Annotated in this window: 19 protein-coding genes; all 19 read left to right on the top strand. The window is 39.8% G+C overall.

Annotation, left to right across the window (positions count from 1 at the left end):
* Positions 1–32 precede the first annotated feature (32 nt).
* The 19 genes from FZC41_RS05445 (at position 33) to FZC41_RS05355 (ending at position 17,277) form a co-directional block, all read left to right on the top strand.
* Complete coding sequence (locus tag FZC41_RS05445; RefSeq protein WP_148566389.1) at positions 33–1,847, top strand: diol dehydratase reactivase subunit alpha; 1,815 nt, start codon at positions 33–35, stop codon at positions 1,845–1,847.
* Position 1,848: 1 nt separating this feature from the next.
* Positions 1,849–2,223, top strand: a complete 375-nt coding sequence (locus tag FZC41_RS05440) for a glycerol dehydratase reactivase beta/small subunit family protein (protein WP_148566388.1) — start codon at positions 1,849–1,851, stop codon at positions 2,221–2,223.
* A gap of 12 nt (positions 2,224–2,235) precedes the next feature.
* Complete coding sequence (locus tag FZC41_RS17710) at positions 2,236–2,598, top strand: BMC domain-containing protein (protein ID WP_148566387.1); 363 nt, start codon at positions 2,236–2,238, stop codon at positions 2,596–2,598.
* Positions 2,599–2,661: 63 nt separating this feature from the next.
* Complete coding sequence (gene pduL / locus FZC41_RS05430) at positions 2,662–3,315, top strand: phosphate propanoyltransferase (RefSeq protein WP_148566386.1); 654 nt, start codon at positions 2,662–2,664, stop codon at positions 3,313–3,315.
* Between the two features lie 4 nt (positions 3,316–3,319).
* Entirely contained in the window at positions 3,320–4,144 is an 825-nt protein-coding gene (gene eutJ, locus FZC41_RS05425; RefSeq protein ID WP_148566385.1) for an ethanolamine utilization protein EutJ, read from the top strand.
* 24 nt (positions 4,145–4,168) lie between these two features.
* Positions 4,169–5,008 carry a flavoprotein gene (locus FZC41_RS05420; protein ID WP_243136663.1) on the top strand — a complete coding sequence of 280 codons (840 nt, stop codon included), beginning with the start codon at positions 4,169–4,171 and terminating at the stop codon, positions 5,006–5,008.
* A 16-nt stretch (positions 5,009–5,024) separates the two neighbouring features.
* The gene (locus tag FZC41_RS05415) at positions 5,025–5,303 is read left to right on the top strand and encodes a EutN/CcmL family microcompartment protein (protein WP_148566383.1); all 279 of its coding nucleotides are present in this window, start codon (positions 5,025–5,027) and stop codon (positions 5,301–5,303) included.
* Between the two features lie 12 nt (positions 5,304–5,315).
* Positions 5,316–6,329, top strand: a complete 1,014-nt coding sequence (locus FZC41_RS05410; protein WP_148566382.1) for a cob(I)yrinic acid a,c-diamide adenosyltransferase — start codon at positions 5,316–5,318, stop codon at positions 6,327–6,329.
* Positions 6,330–6,365: 36 nt separating this feature from the next.
* Entirely contained in the window at positions 6,366–7,775 is a 1,410-nt protein-coding gene (locus tag FZC41_RS05405) for an aldehyde dehydrogenase family protein (RefSeq protein ID WP_148566381.1), read from the top strand.
* 14 nt (positions 7,776–7,789) lie between these two features.
* Positions 7,790–9,115 carry a 4Fe-4S dicluster domain-containing protein gene (locus tag FZC41_RS05400; protein WP_148566380.1) on the top strand — a complete coding sequence of 442 codons (1,326 nt, stop codon included), beginning with the start codon at positions 7,790–7,792 and terminating at the stop codon, positions 9,113–9,115.
* A 26-nt stretch (positions 9,116–9,141) separates the two neighbouring features.
* Positions 9,142–10,101 carry a DUF7973 family transport facilitator gene (locus FZC41_RS05395; RefSeq protein WP_148566379.1) on the top strand — a complete coding sequence of 320 codons (960 nt, stop codon included), beginning with the start codon at positions 9,142–9,144 and terminating at the stop codon, positions 10,099–10,101.
* A gap of 57 nt (positions 10,102–10,158) precedes the next feature.
* The gene (locus FZC41_RS05390; RefSeq protein WP_170253861.1) at positions 10,159–10,707 is read left to right on the top strand and encodes a BMC domain-containing protein; all 549 of its coding nucleotides are present in this window, start codon (positions 10,159–10,161) and stop codon (positions 10,705–10,707) included.
* A 146-nt stretch (positions 10,708–10,853) separates the two neighbouring features.
* Entirely contained in the window at positions 10,854–11,786 is a 933-nt protein-coding gene (locus FZC41_RS17510; RefSeq protein ID WP_186855126.1) for a hypothetical protein, read from the top strand.
* Positions 11,787–11,936: 150 nt separating this feature from the next.
* Positions 11,937–13,646 carry a DNA polymerase III subunit gamma/tau gene (gene dnaX, locus FZC41_RS05380; RefSeq protein WP_148566378.1) on the top strand — a complete coding sequence of 570 codons (1,710 nt, stop codon included), beginning with the start codon at positions 11,937–11,939 and terminating at the stop codon, positions 13,644–13,646.
* 103 nt (positions 13,647–13,749) lie between these two features.
* A complete protein-coding gene (locus FZC41_RS05375; RefSeq protein WP_148566377.1) occupies positions 13,750–14,106 on the top strand; it encodes a YbaB/EbfC family nucleoid-associated protein in 357 nt (118 codons plus the stop codon).
* An 8-nt stretch (positions 14,107–14,114) separates the two neighbouring features.
* Positions 14,115–14,714, top strand: coding sequence for a recombination mediator RecR (gene recR / locus FZC41_RS05370; protein WP_148566376.1), 600 nt, complete (start codon positions 14,115–14,117; stop codon positions 14,712–14,714).
* A gap of 28 nt (positions 14,715–14,742) precedes the next feature.
* Positions 14,743–16,476 (top strand): phosphoenolpyruvate--protein phosphotransferase, encoded by a 1,734-nt coding sequence (gene ptsP / locus FZC41_RS05365; protein ID WP_148566375.1) that lies wholly within the window; start codon positions 14,743–14,745, stop codon positions 16,474–16,476.
* Positions 16,477–16,500: 24 nt separating this feature from the next.
* Entirely contained in the window at positions 16,501–16,764 is a 264-nt protein-coding gene (locus FZC41_RS05360; RefSeq protein WP_148566374.1) for an HPr family phosphocarrier protein, read from the top strand.
* Between the two features lie 96 nt (positions 16,765–16,860).
* Positions 16,861–17,277, top strand: a complete 417-nt coding sequence (locus FZC41_RS05355; protein WP_148566373.1) for a YtxH domain-containing protein — start codon at positions 16,861–16,863, stop codon at positions 17,275–17,277.
* Positions 17,278–17,297: the final 20 nt, after the last annotated feature.

Here is a 17,297-nt window from a genome sequence, read left to right as displayed (position 1 = left end):
ATCAGTATAGGATTTGTTTGGAGGAATCAAATATGATTATTGCAGGAATTGATATTGGCAATGCAAGTACTGAAACAGCGCTTGCCCGATATGTCGACGGAAAACCTGAGTTCCTTGCCAGTGGTATCGTGAATACTACCGGCATGAAAGGAACACGCCAAAATATTCATGGAGTTTTCGCCTCATTAAAACAAGCCTTAGAAAAAGCTGGTTTGGCTGTAGAAAATGTTGATTTAATCCGTATCAATGAAGCTGCACCCGTTATTGGTGATGTAGCCATGGAAACAATTACTGAAACAATCATTACGGAATCCACCATGATCGGTCACAATCCCTCTACACCAGGGGGATTGGGGATCGGTGTTGGGGTGACTGTAGACATAAGGGAAGTTAATAGTTGTGATAAAGGCGCATCAGTGATCGTTATTATCCCGAAAGAAGTTGATTTTGAAGCTTCTTCTCAAATTATTAACCATGCTGTGAAGAACGGCATATTTGTGAATGGTGCCATTGTCCAACGTGATGATGGCGTTTTAATTAATAACCGTGTTGACAAAAAGATCCCGATTGTTGATGAAGTTTCGCTTATTGATAAGGTACCGATGAACATGCGTGCTGCTATTGAGGTAGCTGCACCGGGTGCGGTAGTTGAACAATTATCAAACCCATATGGCATTGCCACCGTATTTGATTTAACTTCTGATGAGACAAAACAGGTCGTTCCTGTTTCCCGAGCGCTTATTGGAAACCGTTCAGCAGTTATCATTAAAACTCCGGCAGGAGATGTAAAAGAAAGAAAAATACCAGCCGGAAAAATCATTATTCAGGGAACTAATAAAAAGGCCGAGATTAATGTTGATGATGGTGCTGAAAAAATTATGGAGGCAATACGCTCCGTGGCTCCGATAGAAGATATTAAAGGTGAAGCTGGCACAAATGCCGGCGGAATGCTTGAAAAGGTTAGACAAGTTATGTCAAACCTGACAGAGCAACTTCCCAGTGCGATCAAAATTCAAGATTTATTAGCTGTTGATACATTTGTGCCACAAACCGTAAAAGGTGGAATGGCAAATGAATTTTCGATGGAAAATGCAGTAGGAATTGCTGCCATGGTAAAAGCCGATAAATTACAGATGAACATGATTGCACATGAATTGGAAACTGAACTTGGCGTGAAAGTTGAAGTAGGAGGCGTTGAAGCCGATATGGCCATTCGCGGCGCACTTACAACACCAGGCAGTGACAAACCTTTAGCAATTATCGATATGGGTGCCGGATCGACAGATGCAGCAATAATAAATAAGGCTGGCGAAATCAAGTCTATCCATTTAGCAGGTGCCGGCAACATGGTTACCCTGCTGATCGCATCCGAATTAGGATACGAGGATATGGGCTTGGCGGAAGATATAAAAAAATATCCATTAGCAAAAGTTGAAAGTTTATTCCATATTCGTCATGAAGATGGAACCGTTCAGTTTTTTGATAAACCACTTGACCCAACAGCATTTGCACGTGTTGTTATCTTGACACCTAATGGAATGATGCCGATCCCAGGCAATGTTTCACTGGAACGGATTCGAACGATACGTAGAGACGCGAAAACAAAAGTGTTTGTTACAAATGCAATTCGTTCATTAGAACGAGTTAGTCCCACCGGAAACGTGCGTGATATTGAATTTGTTACTCTAGTTGGAGGTTCAGCGTTAGATTTTGAAATTCCCCAATTGGTAACAGATGTACTGTCAAAACACAGCATTGTAGCAGGTCGGGCAAACATTAGAGGGATTGAGGGCCCACGTAACGCAGTAGCCACTGGCTTAGTTCTTGCTTACGAAGAAGGTGTGTAATATGCGTATGAATTTCGATGCCCCAAAACCGGAAATTATGGTATTGCATGGTAAAAATATTACTTATCAAAAGGTCGTTGACAATGTATTAAATGGTATTGAAGAGGAAGGCATACCCTTTTTAGTTGTAGAAATGGAAGAAGCCGATCCCGTGGAGCTTGCCTTTAGAGGAGCAGAGTTATCAAATCTTGGTGTTGGCATCGGTATTACTGAAAAAGAAGTGGTCCTTCATTTCATCAAATTAAAGGAAGATCAACCAATCTTCAGAATACCGGCTTACAGTGATGATACGACGCTTCGAGCAATTGGAAGCAATGCGGCTCGTCTGGTAAAAAGGATGCCATTTAAAAATCTTGATAATACAGAACTGTCGTAAGGAGGGGCTAATTTGAGTAGAAAAGAGGCTGTAGGCCTAATTGAAGCTATCGGGTTGGCCACGGCAATAGAAGCAGCAGATGCGGCAGTAAAGTCAGCAAATGTAAGACTTCTTGGTTATGAAGCGTGTCGCGGTGATGGTATGTCAACCATAAAAGTGGTTGGCGATATTGGCGCCGTAAAAGCAGCTGTTGAAGCTGCCACCGCTGCTTGTGCAAAAGGTCGAGGCTGCTTTACAAGTATTGTAATTGCACGACCGAGTGAAGACATTGAAAAATTAATTTACAATAGCCAAACAGTTGGATATACATTGCCTGAAGAGCCAGAAGCAGAAGTCGCCATTGAAGAAAAAAGAGAAGAAACTGAAGAAGAGTAAAATGTTAATTGCTATTCTCAGCGATTCAGACATAAGTGATCTTTTGTAGAAGAGGTGTTAATTATGAACGAAAATGAAAAAAAAGTAATTGAACAGATCGTCATTAATACGGTCAAAAAACTAATAAATGAAAAAGATAGTCCAAATCGAGTCGTTTTAGGAATATCAAACAAGCACATTCACCTCTCCCAAGAGGATATTGAGACATTATTTGGGGCGGGCTATCAGCTAACCAATATAAAAGACCTAAAGCAGCCCGGACAATATGCAGCAAAGGAAACTGTCAAAGTTATCGGACCAAAAGGGTGCTTTGAAAAGGTTCGGATTTTGGGTCCGGCTAGGCCAGAAAGCCAAATTGAAGTTTCTTTAACAGATGCCAGAATTTTGGGTATCCAAGCACCAGTATGTGAATCAGGGAAACTTGAAAATACACCAGGAATTACTTTAGAAGGTCCAAACGGAAAAATTGCACTTGATAAAGGCGTGATGGTCGCACTTAGACACATTCATATGCCTCTTGATATAGCAGCTAGGCTTAATATTAAAGACAAGGACTGGGTCAGTGTAGAGACATGTGGTGTTCGTAAAACAATTTTCTGTAATGTGCTGGCAAGGGTATCGGATAAATATGATTATGAAATGCATCTTGATACGGATGAGGCAAATGCAGCAGGACTAAAGAATGATGATTATTTAAAAATAATCCCCAACAGGTGAAATAATGGATTGGAAATCTGGTAATGACGCAATATTGGAGTTTGCAGAACTAATCCGTGAAAAAAAAGCCAACCCTTATACCGGCGAACTGAAAGTTGGCGTGGATCTTGGTACTGCAAATATCGTTATCGCAGTGGTTGACGAGAATAATCGTCCCATTGCCGGAGCTACTCAAAGAGCGTCAGTGGTCCGCGATGGGATTGTCGTTGACTATATCGGAGCGAGTCAAATTGTACGAAAACTCAAAGCTGAGGTAGAAGCAATAATAGGCGTAGATTTATCTTATGCCAAGGCCGCCACAGCCATCCCGCCTGGAATCATGGCAGGAAATGCAAAGATTATCTCTAATGTTGTTGATTCAGCAGACTTCATTGTCACAAATGTTGTCGATGAACCAACGGCTGCAGCTACAGTTCTCGGCATTCAGGATGGTGCTGTTGTAGATGTGGGTGGTGGAACCACCGGGATCAGCATTCTCAGACATGGTGACGTAATTTTCACAGCTGATGAAGCAACAGGGGGTACGCATATGAGTCTTGTACTGGCCGGTTTTCATCATATAAGCTTTGAAGAAGCAGAGGAACTTAAGAGGAACGAAGAACAAAGAAAAATATTTCCGATTATCAAACCTGTTGTAGAAAAGATGGCATCCATTGTCAATCGTGCTATTTCGGGATACGATGTCGATGTGATTTATGTGGTTGGCGGTGCCTGTATTTTCGATGATTTTGAAAAAGTATTTGAAGCCGAAACGGGTATTAAAACGATCAAACCAGTAGAACCATTATTGGTAACTCCCCTAGGGATCGCCTTTAATTGTCAAAGGTAAGAAATGTGGTGATAGAATTTGGACATGAAGAAAATGCTCGACGACGGTTTGATGGATATTTTAATCCAGAAGATTGTTGATGAGGTTATCAGGCGAATAAAAAATCAGCCTAAAAAAGCAGTTGTGTTCTTTACCGGAGGCGCAATTGGTTTTAGGCAGTCGATGGATTCACTGTTGAAATTACAAAAAGATGGTTGGCAATTAAAAGTTGTCCTTTCTGACGATGGCATGAAGGTATTAAATCCGGATGCTATCCAAAAAGAATTAAATCTTGATAAAATTTATTACAGTGGAAATATCAAAAGCCAAAAGGAACTGTACAGTTCCGCGGAAGTCCTTATTATTGGAACGATGAGCATCAATACTGCTGCAAAAATCGCAACAGGTGTAACAGATTCGGTGTTCCTAACAATTATTAATCATGGCATTATGGCTGGTATTCCGGTGATTGCGGCGAAAAATGCCTGTGATCCCGATGATCCGCAAAGAGCGGAACTGGGAATGGGAAAATCACCTCAGAAGTATCGTCAAATGTTAATCAATAATATGGATACACTTTCTGATTTTGGAATGCAATTAGTAAATGGTGAAGACTTATACACTACTTGTGTTAGTGGAACCCCCACAGTAAAGAAAAAATTAATTGTAGCAGGCACAGCTGTTCCTGAAAATATAGAACCAGCAGTAAGACCAGCGGTCACCGCAAAAAGTGGCGAATGTGTTTTAGATAAAAAAGTTATCTCGCGTTCGGACATTTTAAAAATACGGGATGCAGAAGTGGTTAAAATACCGGCTGGATCGATTGTGACAGAATATGCTGTAGAAGCCATTAATACATTTGGACTACAAATTATAAGGATTTAACAAGGGTGGTGAATTTATGCAGTTAGCAAAAGTAGTTGGAAACGTAGTATCAACTCAAAAAGACAAAAATCTTGTGGGCTGTAAACTATTGATAATTAAAAAAATTGATGAATATGGCGAATATGAAAAATATTCAAGTCAATCAACAGCCGTTGCCGTAGACTCCGTAGGGGCAGGCATTGGCGAAACAGTTATTGTGACATCAGGCAGTAATGCCCGCTATGTTTACGGTGATAAGATGGCGCCACTGGATATGACCATCGTTGGTATTGTTGATGAAATTCAGATCGTTTAGTGAGGTGAAATAATGCCGAATGTGTACACCCGAAGCGGGGACAAAGGTGAGACAGGCCTGTTCGGGTCGAGTCGGACACCGAAGGATGATATCCGTGTTGATGCATATGGAACCATGGACGAAGCAAATTCAGCCATGGGGCTGGCCTATTCACTTAGCGAAGACGAGGAAATCCGTGAAATCCTGCACTATTTGCAAAAGAGAATTTTTGTATTAGGTGCGGAGCTTGCCAGTGATGAAAAAGGGAAGTTGATGTTAACGGATAGAATTACCCAGGATGACGTTGATTATATGGAAGATGTTTTGGATCATTATTTAGCAATCATCGGACCGCAAAAGAAATTCATTATTCCCGGTGCCAACTCATCATCGGCAGCACTCCATGTTGCTCGAACCATCGTGAGAAGAGGCGAGCGATTGATTGTAACATACAATCGCGAAAGTGAAGGCAGCCGACCGGAACTGGTGAAATTTGTGAACCGATTGTCAGATACACTATTTGTTTTGGCGCGCACAGAAGAATTTTACGGGTTGATCAAAGAAGTTGTCAGCCGGGTTGAAGAAAAATTAGCAGTGTTAGGACAAATAGAAGAAACTGAAGTTGATGCAAAATATCAGAAGGTTGACTATTCATTACTGACTTTAGCAAAGAAAATGGCTGCGGCAGCCAGAGTTAAAGCAACAGAAATAAATGTCCCAATCGTTTTTTCAGTTGTTGACACGGGTGGAAATCTGGCCTACTTCGAACGGATGGAAGATTCACTGCTGGGAAGCATTGATATTTCAGTGAACAAGGCATTCACAGCCAATGCACTGAAAATGCCAACTGATCAACTTCCCGGTCTTGTAAAAGAAAAGGGTTCTCTTTACGGTATTCAATGGACGAACAATGGTCGCATGGTTGTATTTGGCGGCGGATATCCGTTGAAATACAATGGCAAAATCATTGGCGCGATTGGTGTCAGCGGGGGAACGGTTGATGAAGACATGACCATTGCACAAGCTGGACTAGCAGCATTAAAATAAGACAAAAAAATTAACTTGATCCAGGAGGTACCTAGTATGAATATTGATACAACAGGTATAGAATATATTGTAAAAAAAGTAATGGCAGAAATTGATTGCGCAGAGGAAAGTGGCAGGACACTAAAAGATGGCGAGCTAGGTGTATTTAATGATATGCAAAACGCCATTGATGCGGCATATATAGCACAAAAGTCATATATGCGACAAACGTTGGCATTCCGAAGTAAATTAATTGCAGCCATGAGAGCAGAAATGCTGAAAAAAGAAAATATGGAAACAATATGCCACATGGCTGTTGAAGAAACAGGCATGGGCAATTATGAACATAAGTTGATTAAACACCAGCTGGCTATTAATAAAACACCAGGTGTTGAAGATCTTGTTGCTGAAGCGTGGACCGGAGATAATGGCTTAACCTTAAATGAACAATCTCCATTCGGCGTGATTGGTGCTTCCACTCCTTCAACAAACCCCAGTGAAACGGTTATTAATAACTCAATTGGGATGTTGGCCGGTGGAAATACAGTCGTATTTGCTCCCCATCCAAGTGCGAAACAAACAAATGCTTTGTGTGTAAAACTTTTAAACAAAGCGATTTTAGAAGCAGGCGGACCGGAAAACTTAATTGTTACGACAGCTAATCCAACGCTTGAAAGTGCTAATTTAGTATTTTCAAGTGATAAGATCACCATGCTTTGTGCAACCGGTGGTCCTGGGGTAGTAAAAGCTGTCTTGCAAAGTGGCAAAAAAGGAATTGGAGCAGGTGCTGGTAATCCACCAGCATTAGTAGATGAAACAGCGGATATTGAAAAAGCGGCTAAAGATATTGTTGATGGATGTTGCTTCGATAATAATCTTCCCTGTATCGCTGAGAAGGAAGTTGTTGTTGTTGATCAGGTAGCCGACTATCTCATCTTTAATATGAAAAAGAATGGCGCTTATGAATTAAAAGACGCTAAAAAAATTGAAGAATTAGCCGAGCTTGTTTATCCAAATGGCCGCTTAAGCCGGGATTATGTTGGCCGAGATGCCATAACAATTCTTAAGGGTATTGGCATTGAAGTAGATTCTTCAGTTCGTGTTGTTATGATGGAAACAAGCAAAGATCATATCTTTGCTGTTGAAGAGTTAATGATGCCAATTCTGCCAATTGTTCGAGTTAAAGATATTGAAGAAGGCATCGAAGTTGCCGTTAATTTGGAACATGGAAATAGGCATACAGCGATTATGCATTCAACAAATGTTAACAACTTAAGTGAAATGGCAAAAAGAGTGCAGTGTACTATTTTTGTTAAAAATGCTCCTTCATATGCTGGTATCGGTGTTGGAGGTGAAGGATATACAACCTTTACAATTGCCGGACCTACTGGCGAAGGTCTAACATCTGCTAAGACATTTACTCGAAAAAGAAGATGTACATTAGTAGGAGGATTTGATATTAAATAATAGAGGTGTTGTTCATGAGCGCAAATTTAGTTGAATTGGTACAAAGCGCTGGCATCGTTGGTGCTGGCGGGGCGGGGTTTCCTACCCATGTCAAAATAAACTGCACAGTTGACACAGTTATTGTCAATTGTGCAGAATGCGAACCATTATTGCGCGTTGATCAACAATTAATGGCGTTGGAGACTGTTAAAATATTAACAGCTCTTCAAGCTGTTATGGATCACACACAAGCAAAAGAAGGTATCGTTGGTCTGAAAAAAAGTTATAAACCGGCAATTGAAGCATTAAACAAAGAATTGCCCGCATTTCCCGGAATTAGAATGCATCAGCTTAAGAGCTTTTATCCGGCAGGTGATGAACAGGTCCTTGTTTATGAGACTACAAAACGAATTGTACCAGAAGGTGGAATTCCGTTAAATGTCGGCGCTTTAGTCATAAATGTCGAGACACTTTTGAATATTTATGATATACTAATCGACAATATTCCTGTTACAGATACTTATCTAACACTGACAGGAGAGGTTAAGAATAAGATCACAACAAAAGTACCTTTGGGTATCACTGTTCGTGAAGCATTGGAATTAGCCGGAGGAACGACCATTGATGATTATGTTGTAATAAATGGTGGGCCGATGATGGGGAAAATCGTCGATCTAGAGTCAACGATTACAAAAACCACAAAAGGACTTATTGTGTTACCAAAGGATCATTCCTTGATTCTTTCTAAAACAAAGTCTATAAAGGAAACCATGAAAATGGCGGGAATGGCTTGCATGCAATGCAATTACTGCACCGAATTATGTCCTCGATATGCATTAGGACATAATCTGCAACCGCATAAACTTATGCGAATTGCTGCATATGGTTCAACCTGTGATACGACCACCCAAGCTACAAATGCATTTCTATGCTGTGCATGTGGCTTATGTCAATATGCATGTGTAATGGACCTACAACCTTGGAAGTTCAATACCATGCTCAAACAAGAACTTGGAAGCAAAGGGATAAAAAATCCTCATCACAATGCTCCGACGGCAACCGAACCATTCAGAGAAGGCAAACAGTTTGATGTGCACCGTTTAATATCACGATTGGGACTGACGAAGTATGATCTTCCGGCACCAATGGTTGAAACGGATAAAACATTTACTAAAGTCAACCTATTACTGTCACAACATATAGGTGCTCCTGCTATGGCTGTGGTAAAAGTTGGAGATCAAGTGGAAAGAGGACAACTCGTCGCTGACATTCCAGACGGGAAACTAAGCGCAAAAGTTTTTGCAAGTATTAGCGGTAAGATTATTACCGTGGATAGTGAAAAAATCACTATCGAGGCCTGAAATTTTATTTTAGAAGGAGGATAATTATGGACTTTACTTTATTAATCGCTGCATTTGGTGGCGGCCTGCTGGCAACAATGCTTGGTGGGTTAAACTCATTCATTATCTGTGGTTTAGCTGCCTTGGCAGCTATTTTGGGCGGACAAGCTGGCGCACCAGCGATTGGACTATTTGCTTTCGGTCCGGCCTTTGGACCACACGTTGCATTTGCCGGTGGCGTAGCCGCTTCAGCATTTGCAAAAACAAGAAATCTTATTGAAAACGGTCAAGATATCGTAACACCACTTGCAACAACTGGTGATCCGATGGTATTACTCGTTGGTGGTATTTTCGGTATGATCGGCTTTATCATTCAATACATTGTTTCTGCACTTCTGGGACCAGTTATTTTCTCTGGTATCCTTGGTACAGGCGCAACAGCTTGGACTGATACGGTTGCCTGCACTGTTGTACTTTCTGCTATTATCGTTCGTTTAGTATTTGGCAAAACCGGCCTTACAGGAAAAACTCCGGCTGGAGAAACACGTGAATACGTGGCTAAAGGCCAGCGTTTAGGATTTGTTCTGATGATGGGTCTAGGCCTTGGACTTCTAAGTGGTGGCGTTGTTTCTGCTTTAGGAAACCTTGGTTTAGTTGGTGGATCTGAAACAGCTTTGTATCTGTATAAAATGGCACCAACAATCTTCTTTGCTTTTGCTGCCATTACTTTGGTATTTATTACTTGTGGATTTGGATTTGAATGCTGGCATCATGTCGGTTATCCAGCTGCGTCAACTGCAGTTATTATATTCACAGCTACATTAAGTCCAGTTGCAGCAATTATTGGTGCAGCAATTACAGGAATGTTCACAATGTGGTTCGGTGATTTTATTCTTAGAACTTTCAATAGTCATGCAGATACTCATATTGACCCCCCTGCCTGCACAATTTTTGTTATGCAAACAATCAACTTAGTAATTTTAGGCGGATTAATTTTCGTCGCATAGACAAATTTGTTATTGATTTAGTCTAAATTCATTCACAGTATAGAAAGAAGTGGTATTTTGAATAAAGCAGTTGGTTTTATGGAATTTAAGAGTATTCCACTTGGCATAGAAGCCACTGATGAAATGCTGAAATCCGGAAATGTTGAGCTGCTGATGGCGTCACCTCTTTGTCCAGGAAAATATGTAAGTATTATTGCTGGAGATGTTGGGGCCGTTGAAGCGTCAATAAAGAATGGATCGCATGTAGGCGGTATCTTTGTATTGGAATCCTATGTAATACCAAATATTCATGATGATGTTTTACCTGCCATGTTAGGTGCAGGTGAAATCAGCGATGTGAAGTCTCTTGGTATTGTTGAAACGATTAATGCAATCTCTTCTATTTTAGTAGCCGATATTTGTGCGAAAGCCGCAAATGTTGAGCTTATTGAAATTCGAATTGCTAGAGGCTTGGGTGGTAAAGGCTTTGTATTAATCACTGGTGAAATATCTTCTGTTAAATCAGCCATACAAACGGCTAAAAATGATATGGCGGAATCGAACCTCATAACGAGTTACTCGGTTATCGCATCTCCTCATAAGGATATTCGAAATATCCTGTTTTAACAAAGATAACAAATTATAATGTATAAAAAACAAATGGCTTCGGTCATTTGTTTTTTATACACAAGATTTTTATTTTTTATAAATGCTCCAAGGCCATTTATAAAAAATAGAACGAAATAAATATAAAAGCATATAAGGAGATTATCATGGCTAGAAAAAGCAAACCTAAATCACAATTAATTAAAGAAACGGCTGTTCAAAATAGTTCTGAAACAACGAATTCAAGTGAAGTGGGGAATGAAGAAGTGGGAAAGTTTGATGATTTTCTAAAAAAAGTAGGAAGTACTTTTAAAGTCTATGATGAAAAGTCTGAAGCAGCCATTGACAATAATTCGAAAACGGAAGAAGCAGAAGTGAAAAAAGCGGCGAAAGCAGAGGCAAAGGCAGCGGCAGAAGCAAAGGCAGCGGCAGAAGCGAAAGTAGCGGCAGAAGCGAAAGCAGCGGCAGAAGCGAAAGCGGCAGCAGAAGCCAAGGTAGCGGCAGAGGCGAAAGCAGCGGCAGAAGCGAAAGCGGCAGCAGAAGCGAAAGCAGCGGCAGCAGCGAAAGCGGCAGCAGAAGCGAAAGCAGCGGCAGAAGCAAAGGCAGCGGCAGAGGCGAAAGCAGCGGCAGAAGCGAAAGCGGCAGCGGCAGAAGCAAAGGCAGTGGCAGAAGCGAAAGCAGCGGCAGAAGCAAAGGCAGCGGCAGAAGCGAAAGCAGCGGCAGAAGCGAAAGTAGCGGCAGAAGCGAAAGCAGCGGCAGAAGCCAAAGCAGCGGCAGAAGCTAAAGCGAAGGCAGAAGCTAAAGCGAAGGCAGAAGCTAAAGCGAAGGCAGAAGCTAAAGCGAAGGCTAAAGCTAAAGCTAAAGCAGAGGCAGAGGCCAAAGTTAAGGCACAAGAAGAGGCTGAAGAGAATAGAAGAAAAGAGCTAAAAAGAAAAGCGAAAGAATTGCAGGAAATGACAACTAAAGCGAATGAAAGAGCAATTGCGACAGAAAAGAAGATTAGGGAGGAATTGGCTCAGAAGCGTCAAAAAGCACAAGATGAAAAAGAACGTAAAAGACAAGCCAAAAAAGAAAAAGAATTACCTTTCTTTCTAATGTAGCGATTCATTTATAATTGATCGGTAGGGTGAAGATCATCATCAACTTGAAGTTCCTTGGATAACGGGGAGCTTCTTTTTTATTGATGAACTATACAAATAAAGTGGATTGTAATATAATTAAAGAAAAGAAAAAAAGAAGAAGAGGAAAATATGGCATATTTAGCACTCTATCGAAAATATCGACCCAAAACCTTTGATGAAGTTGTGGGACAGGATAGTATAACACGGATATTAAAAAATCAAATCCAGTATAACCGTGTCGGACATGCCTATCTTTTTTCTGGCATCCGGGGTACTGGAAAAACATCATTAGCTAAAATATTTGCAAAGGCAATTAATTGTCCAAATAGCATTGATGGAAACCCCTGCAATCAATGCGAAGTTTGCTTAAAAATAGATCGGCCCGGCGTAATGGATATCATTGAAATAGATGGGGCATCAAATCGAGGCGTTGATGAAATTCGTGAAATTCGTGAAAAAATAAAATATCCGCCAACCGTTGGTCAATACAAGGTCTACATTATTGATGAAGTGCATATGTTAACAAAAGAAGCATTCAATGCTTTGCTGAAAACATTGGAAGAACCTCCGGCACATGCCGTATTTATATTGGCAACCACGGAACCAAATAAATGTCCGACAACAATTTTATCACGATGTCAACGCTATGAGATTCGTCCTATTCCGAAAGCATTGATCATTGGACAAATGAAAAAGATCTGTAATGATCTGGGCGTTACCATGAGTGAACAAAGCTTTGATTTTATCGCAACTCGTGGCGAAAATTCCATGCGTGATGCGCTCAGTTTATTGGACCAAATCATCGATTTAAAAGACAGTGAAGGGTGCGTTTCATTTGATGAATTACTGGCATTTACCGGTATGGCGGATAAAACGAACATTCATGATCTGGTATTAAAAATAATAAAAGGCGATAGCAGCGGCGTTTTAGTAAGTCTCAGAGATTTAGTCAGTCATGGTAAAGAAAGTTTGTTATTAATGGATCAACTGATTGAGTATCTCAGGGGGATATTAATTACAAAAACAGCTAAGGAGACCGCGAAAGATATTTTGATTTGTACAACCGAAGATTTTGAAGCTTACCGGGAAATAGCCGAAAAAATAACCTTCGCTAAGCTTTATCAAATGATTACACAATTAATTGATGAAAAAAATAAATTGAAATATAGCAGTCTGCAAAGTATAATCGTAGAAATGGCGTTATTAAAACTTTGCCTTGAAGATGAAGCGCCAGATACTGAAAAACAAAAAAAAATGCAGAGTACAAAAAAAGAGATAAAGACAATTGAAGAAGAACCAAAGGCAAATTATAAAATTGATCGTTTAACAATTGATGAGAAGCATAGCGATACACAAAAACCAAGTGTGGAGGAAATCTCACCTGAAATCATCAAGATTGAAAACGATGAAGAAAAGAAAGAAATTCCACAACAAACACAGGTAATAGCGGAATCACAAAAGAAAGTTCAAAATGAAGAAAAGAAGCTTCCCCAAAACAATGGGTCAAAACATGATGAAATGAGGTTTTTCAAAAAATTATGTGATGAAATAGGAAAGACAAATTCAGCTCAGGCCATGTTTTTAAAACGTGGTGAAGCAATATTACAAAATGACGATCACCTGGATATTATTTATACAACTGAAAATAAAAATTATTTTCAGTTTGTCAACAAACCGGAATTTATCAAAAGTTTCGAAACCATTTTATCAGAAGCAACAGAGAGAAAAATAACAGTTGCGGTAAGACTTGAGGAAGACAATTTCAGCAAAATGGATTTGACTGAAAAAACACGACGCATTGTGAATAATGATGACGTAAAGATAATAAAAAATGAATGAGTTAAGCAGAAATCTACTAAAAAAAGATAGTGATATCCGTGATGCTTTAGTGTTATAATAGTCTCGATATTAAGATTAGAAAAAGAACGTAGGAGGATATATAATGGCTAAAAGAAAAATGCCCGGCAGTATGCCCGGTGGTATGGGTGGCGGAAATATGAATAATATGATGAAACAAGTGCAAAAGATGCAACAAGATATGGAAAAACTTCAGAGTGAATTGGAAGAAAGAGAAGTTGAAGCCACTGCTGGCGGTGGCGCCGTTAAAGTCGTTGCAACAGGAAAGAAGACCGTCTTGTCGATAAAAATTGATCCGGAAGTAATTGATGAGGATGATATTGAAATGCTGGAAGATCTTATCATAGCAGCAGTCAATGAAGCAATAACAAAAGCTGAAGACATGGTCAATACGGAGATGGGAAAAATCACCGGTGGTATGAACATTCCGGGTCTTATGTAGGTTTATTGATGGGTTATTATCCGCAGACCCTGGAACGCTTAGTTCTTGAACTAGGAAAGCTGCCAGGTATTGGCGAAAAAACAGCGCAGAGACTGGCGTTTCATATTATTAATTTATCCGATGAAGAAATATTAAGCCTTTCTGAAGCGATCGTATCAGCAAAACAAAAAATTGTATTGTGTAAAAAATGTTTTAATATTACGGATAAAGAAATCTGTGATATTTGTGAAAATCCAAAGCGTGATCAAGAAACAATTTGCGTTGTGCAAAATAGCAGGGATATCTTCGCAGTTGAAAAAACACGGGAGTACAACGGTCTATATCACGTGCTGCACGGTGCCATTTCACCTTTAGACGGTATTGGCCCACAGGATATCAAGGCTAGGGAGCTTTTGCTGCGAATTGGAGAAAACGATATCAAAGAAGTTATTATGGCAACAAACGCAACTGTTGAAGGCGAAGCGACGGCCATGTATTTAGGTAATCTTATCAGCCCCCTGGGAGTAAAGGTGACACGTCTTGCTAAAGGGATTCCTATCGGAGCTGATTTAGAATATACAGATGAAATTACATTGATCAAAGCATTTGAAGGAAGAAGCGAGATCTAAATACCTTTAAAAAAAGGAGCGTTAAAAGATGTTTGTTAAAGAAGGAATTATTGCATCACCCGGAATTGCGATTGCAAAAGCATTTGTTTACGAAAAAAGTGTGGTAGAGGTCAATCAGAACAAAGTAAATGATGCTCAGAGAGAACTGGAAAGATTTCATTGCGCACTAAAGGAAAGTCATAAACAAATTGAAACCATAAGGCTGAAGGCTGTCAGTGAGTTTGGAGATGAAGAGGGCGCTATTTTTGAAGCACATGCCATGGTTTTAGAAGACCCGGAGTTTACAGATGGTGTCGAAGCTGAAATTAATGATAATCATTTAAGTGCAGATTATGCTGTTAAAATTGTGACTGATCGATTTTGTGCGATCTTTGATCAAATGGATGACCCTTATTTTAGTGCCAGAGCACTCGATATAAAAGATGTTGGGATGCGGGTATTGCAAAACATTTTGGGTATTGTTCAGGCTGATTTATCAAGGCTGGATGAGGATGTGATCATCATTGCAGATGATCTTACCCCATCGGATACAGCTCAGATGGATAAAAAACGAGTCAAAGGTTTTGTGACAAATATTGGGAGTCGGACATCACATACGGCTATCATCGCAAGAAGCTTGGAAATACCTGCTGTACTGGGACTATATGATATCACAAAAACAGTAAAAACGGGAGATATCGTTGTAGTCGATGGACTGGAAGGTAAGGTGACAGTAAATCCAAATGCAGAACAAACGGAAAACTTCAAAATAGAAAAGAAAAAATATCAAGAATACCGCAAAGAATTAGAAGAACTGAAAGATTTTGAAGCGATCACTCTGGATGGACACAAGGTAGAATTAGTTGGAAACATAGGGGAAACTAACGATATTGATGGCGTAATAAAAAATGGTGGAGTAGGAATTGGTCTCTTTCGCACCGAGTTTTTATACATGAACAGTGATACGATGCCAGGGGAAGAAAAACAACTAGCAGCCTATCGCTCGGCATTGGAAGCATTTCCCAATGGCCCAGTTATCATTAGAACATTAGATATTGGTGGTGATAAAAAACTTCCGTATTTATCGATGGATGATGAAGCTAATCCATTTTTAGGACTTCGTGCAATCCGTCTTTGTTTCAAAGAGGTAGAACTTTTCAAAATTCAACTTCGGGCAATATTAAGAGCAAGTGTTTATGGAAATGCTTATATTATGTTTCCGATGATATCCTCCATTACAGAAGTTAGACAGGCAAAAGCAATATTATCCGAGTGTATGAAGGAATTGGATGAAGTCAATATACCCTATGATAAAAAGATTAAAATTGGAGTCATGATTGAAATTCCTTCGGCAGCTATCGCGGCTGATATTATTGCAAAAGAAGTGGATTTCTTCAGTATCGGTACCAATGATTTATGTCAGTATACCCTTGCTGTTGATCGGATGAACCAGGATGTGGCTTATCTGTACGATCCATTTAATCCTGCAATTTTGCGTCTTGTCAGACTGGTGACAAATGTTTCAAATAATCAAACCAATTGTTTTACCGGAATGTGTGGCGAAATGGCGGGAGATCCCATGGCAGCCATTCTGCTATTGGGACTGGGTCTTGATGAATTTAGCATGAGTGCTTTTTCCATTCCGAAAATTAAAAAAATCATTCGTAGTGTTCGCTATGAAGATGCAAAAGCCATTGCGCAAACAGCTCTAAATCTAGAAACCGGCGAAGAAGTGACGAACTATATTCTGGCAGAAATGAAAAAATTAGAAATAGATATTTAAATAAAATCATGAGGAGGAAATACAATGATAAAAAAAGAAGTGACGGTGTTGAATGTTACTGGTTTGCATGCCCGACCTGCTTCGATGTTTGTTCAAACAGCAGGTAAATTTAAATCAAAGATTTTCGTCATAAAAGAAGGTAATTCAATTAATGCAAAAAGTATCATGGGGATTATGGCTGGCGGAATTGCCCAGGGAACGACAATTGAGATTCAGGCTGAAGGGGAAGATGAAACTGAAGCAGTGGATGCATTGATTCAATTGATAAATGATAAATTTGGAGAATAGTTGCAACCAAATAAAAAATAAAATAAAATGCTGTTAATTAGAGGTCTGTTAGGGTAAAATGTAGTCAATATCACAATGAAAAGTGGAGGAATAAAAATGAGCAGTAACAAATTATATTTTGTTGGTGGACTTTTTCTAGGAACCATCATCGGCGGTACTCTAGGTGTGTTAATGGCCCCTACATCAGGGCTGGAAACTCGAAAAAAACTGGCAGAAGGTACAGAAGAAGTTCTGGGAAATGCTTATGATCAAGCCGTAGAATATGGTGAAAACCTCAAAGAACAATTCCAGGATATGCAGGAACAATTTACAGAACGTGTAAATGAATACAAAAATCAGATTGAAAACAAAATTCAGGAAATTCAAGATGAAGTTGAACAGGATATTGCAGATTTAAACGACGAACTTGAAGCTCTTGAAAAAGAAGATAGTGAGCTGGCTACTGGTGCTAAAGTTATCACAAGCGAAGACACTAAACTGGATGCTGAAGCAATAAAAAAAGAAGCAGAGTAAGGGTAAATAGGAAATCATAG

Source organism: Acetobacterium paludosum, assembly GCF_008086595.1.
Lineage (GTDB): Bacteria > Bacillota > Clostridia > Eubacteriales > Eubacteriaceae > Acetobacterium > Acetobacterium paludosum.
This window is presented reverse-complemented; position numbering and strand designations above follow the sequence as displayed.

Coding starts and splice junctions, on each gene's coding strand:
- FZC41_RS05445 (WP_148566389.1), top strand. CDS start 33: ATGATTATTGCAGGAATTGATATTGGCAATGCAAGTACTGAAACAGCG.
- FZC41_RS05440 (WP_148566388.1), top strand. CDS start 1,849: ATGCGTATGAATTTCGATGCCCCAAAACCGGAAATTATGGTATTGCAT.
- pduL (WP_148566386.1), top strand. CDS start 2,662: ATGAACGAAAATGAAAAAAAAGTAATTGAACAGATCGTCATTAATACG.
- eutJ (WP_148566385.1), top strand. CDS start 3,320: ATGGATTGGAAATCTGGTAATGACGCAATATTGGAGTTTGCAGAACTA.
- FZC41_RS05420 (WP_243136663.1), top strand. CDS start 4,169: ATGAAGAAAATGCTCGACGACGGTTTGATGGATATTTTAATCCAGAAG.
- FZC41_RS05415 (WP_148566383.1), top strand. CDS start 5,025: ATGCAGTTAGCAAAAGTAGTTGGAAACGTAGTATCAACTCAAAAAGAC.
- FZC41_RS05410 (WP_148566382.1), top strand. CDS start 5,316: ATGCCGAATGTGTACACCCGAAGCGGGGACAAAGGTGAGACAGGCCTG.
- FZC41_RS05405 (WP_148566381.1), top strand. CDS start 6,366: ATGAATATTGATACAACAGGTATAGAATATATTGTAAAAAAAGTAATG.
- FZC41_RS05400 (WP_148566380.1), top strand. CDS start 7,790: ATGAGCGCAAATTTAGTTGAATTGGTACAAAGCGCTGGCATCGTTGGT.
- FZC41_RS05395 (WP_148566379.1), top strand. CDS start 9,142: ATGGACTTTACTTTATTAATCGCTGCATTTGGTGGCGGCCTGCTGGCA.
- FZC41_RS17510 (WP_186855126.1), top strand. CDS start 10,854: ATGGCTAGAAAAAGCAAACCTAAATCACAATTAATTAAAGAAACGGCT.
- dnaX (WP_148566378.1), top strand. CDS start 11,937: ATGGCATATTTAGCACTCTATCGAAAATATCGACCCAAAACCTTTGAT.
- FZC41_RS05375 (WP_148566377.1), top strand. CDS start 13,750: ATGGCTAAAAGAAAAATGCCCGGCAGTATGCCCGGTGGTATGGGTGGC.
- recR (WP_148566376.1), top strand. CDS start 14,115: ATGGGTTATTATCCGCAGACCCTGGAACGCTTAGTTCTTGAACTAGGA.
- ptsP (WP_148566375.1), top strand. CDS start 14,743: ATGTTTGTTAAAGAAGGAATTATTGCATCACCCGGAATTGCGATTGCA.
- FZC41_RS05360 (WP_148566374.1), top strand. CDS start 16,501: ATGATAAAAAAAGAAGTGACGGTGTTGAATGTTACTGGTTTGCATGCC.
- FZC41_RS05355 (WP_148566373.1), top strand. CDS start 16,861: ATGAGCAGTAACAAATTATATTTTGTTGGTGGACTTTTTCTAGGAACC.